The sequence below is a fragment of the Undibacterium sp. Dicai25W genome (genome assembly GCF_049340505.1).
GTDB lineage: Bacteria > Pseudomonadota > Gammaproteobacteria > Burkholderiales > Burkholderiaceae_D > Undibacterium > Undibacterium jejuense.
In genome coordinates, this window is sequence record NZ_JBMPOQ010000044.1 from 1 (window position 1) to 2,402 (window position 2,402).

Genomic DNA, 2,402 nt, shown 5'->3' on the forward strand with positions numbered 1-2,402 from the left:
GTAAGCACCCGGTCAACACAGGTTGACCGATCCTTAGATTGATGATCGGATTTATTGAGCAGGCTTCCAGTTGTGCGGAAGTAGTTCGCTGATGCGGCTGAATGGTTGCAATGGTAGCCTTTCCAATACGTCCTTCATATATCCGTAAGGATCGTGACCGTTGAGCCGTGCTGAATGAATCAGACTCATGATCGCCGCAGCACGTTTTCCTGCACGCAGGCTACCGGCGAACATCCAATTCTTTCGCCCCAGTGCAACGGGACGAATCTGGTTCTCAACCCAATTGTTATCGATCGGTACCCGGGGATCGTTAAGGTAATGTGTCAACGCCGACCAACGATTCAAGCTGTATTCGATTGCCTTGATGGTAGCACCGCCACCAGGGACTCGCTGACGTTGAACCAGTAACCATTGATGCAAGGCATCTACAACTGGCTTGGCTTGTGTTTGACGAATGGCTAATCGTTGCGCTGGATCGAGCAAACTTGCTTCGCGTTCCACGTCGTAGAGTCGCGCATATAAATCCAGTACCTCTCCAGCTATCTGACTACTGTGATTTGCCCATAGCTCATGGAATTTGCGTCGGGCGTGCGCCATACATCCGGCCTCCGTGATTCCGGATTTGAACAGCGCCTTATAACCTGGAAAGTCATCGCAGACGAGGGTGCCTCGCCATCGCCCCAGGAATTGTTCTGCATGCTTGCCGCCACGGCTCTCTGCAAAGTCAAATACCACCGATCTCATGCTACTTAACGGTGTACTACAATAACTCCACAAATAGGCTCGGTGTGTCTTACCATGTCCAGGCTTGAGCATCGGAAGTGGTGTTTCATCAGCATGCAACACCGGTTGAGTCAATAATTCTTGTTTCAACGCATCCACCAACGGTTGTAGCGCAACACCGCAACGGCCCACCCATTCAGATAGTGTGGAATCGGGAATGGCTAATCCAGACCGTTCAAAGATGCCGCTTTGGCGGTACAGAGGAAGGTGATCGGCATATTTAGCGACAAGTACCTGAGCCAGCAATCCGGAGGTCGGGATGCCCTTATCGATGATTTGTGCAGGTACCGGCGCTTGTACCAATGTTTCGCATTGATGGCAGACCCACTTGCCACGAACATGGCGCTCTACCGTGAATACGCCGGGTTGGTAATCGAGTTTCTCGGCTACGTCCTCACCGATCCGTTTCATTTGGCAACCGCACTGACACAACGTTGAATCCGGTTCATGGTGAATGTCAGTGCGCGGCAGTTCTGCCGGGAGTCGGACGCGTTTGGGTTGCTGTTTGGCTGGTTCTGCTTGCAGGGGATTTGTCAGTGCCAGTTGCTCCATTTCGGCAGTGACGGCCGCTAAGTCGGTGTCGAGCGTTTCGAACAGTTCACGCTGCTGTTCGCCGGTATAAGCTTCGCTGGTCGCTGCAAATTTCTGGCGTTTAAGAATAGCTAATTCATGAGTCAGTTTGGCGTTCATCGCCTGCTGATGAATCAGCAACTGAATCAGTTGTTCTTTGGTGTAATCGTCGATGGCGGTAGCAAAGTTCATGTCTGGCAGTGTGCCAGAGCAGAGGTGATTTAATCAAAGACGTTTACAGAAGTTTACAACTTTGTGGTCTCAGTACTACAGCACCGAAATCGAGTGACCGTGAGCCAGGTTCTCCCATGGCAGACCGGTCACTAATGCCCTTAATTGTTCTGGATTAAGTCCTGCCATATCGACGCCATGACCAACCCACGTAAAGCGGCCTTTGTTCAAACGGCGACTCGCCAGCCAGATGCCAAATCCGTCGTAGACCAGTACTTTGATACGTGTCGAACGCTTGTTGGTAAACAGATAGGCATGATGCGGTCGCGCTGCACCGAAGACCTTAACTACCTTGGCCAGTGCAGTGTCCATACCGATGCGCATATCAATTGGTTCGGTTGCCAGCCAGATGGAATCTATCCGAATCATCTTAGCCAGTTCTGCAGCCAACTAGCACACTCTGCGGCGGCAGCTTGCGGCCAGCGCACAATCACATTAGCGGCTCCTCGTTTGATTTCAATCACGATGTCCGGAGTCACGGTAGCGGCGCTCGGCGCAGGTAATGGAATTGGAATAAATTCAGGAACTGAGGTGACTGGTGTAGCTTGCGCCGACTGTATCGTCAATTGTTCATGAGCCCTGATCCAAATGCGGACCTGATTGGCGTTTAACTGGTAACGTAAAGCCGTAGCTGCAATTGAAACTCCCGGTTGTTTGCAGGCTTGAATTACCTGAGCCTTGAATTCGGCACTGTGTCGCCGACGCCGTCTAGGCGTATTGATTCCATCTTCCATCATGTACAAGTGTCCACTTAATAAGTGGACACGATCATCTACGCTTACGCTCTTAACTTCAAGATGACTTCACCGGGTGCTTAC

At 51.3% G+C, this 2,402-nt stretch carries 3 protein-coding genes; all 3 read right to left on the reverse strand.

Features of this window, described 5'->3' with window-relative positions; genetic code table 11:
- Nucleotides 1–51: 51 nt before the first annotated feature.
- Nucleotides 52–1,545, reverse strand: a complete 1,494-nt coding sequence (gene tnpC / locus ACO0KY_RS19545) for an IS66 family transposase (RefSeq protein ID WP_423048890.1) — start codon at nucleotides 1,543–1,545, stop codon at nucleotides 52–54.
- A 75-nt stretch (nucleotides 1,546–1,620) separates the two neighbouring features.
- Nucleotides 1,621–1,953: an IS66 family insertion sequence element accessory protein TnpB gene (gene tnpB, locus ACO0KY_RS19550; RefSeq protein WP_423048892.1), complete on the reverse strand. Its 333-nt coding sequence runs from the start codon at nucleotides 1,951–1,953 to the stop codon at nucleotides 1,621–1,623.
- Nucleotides 1,950–2,321: an IS66-like element accessory protein TnpA gene (gene tnpA, locus ACO0KY_RS19555; RefSeq protein WP_423048894.1), complete on the reverse strand. Its 372-nt coding sequence runs from the start codon at nucleotides 2,319–2,321 to the stop codon at nucleotides 1,950–1,952. The genes tnpB and tnpA overlap by 4 nt, the downstream gene beginning before the upstream one ends.
- Between the last annotated feature and the right edge of the window lie 81 nt (nucleotides 2,322–2,402).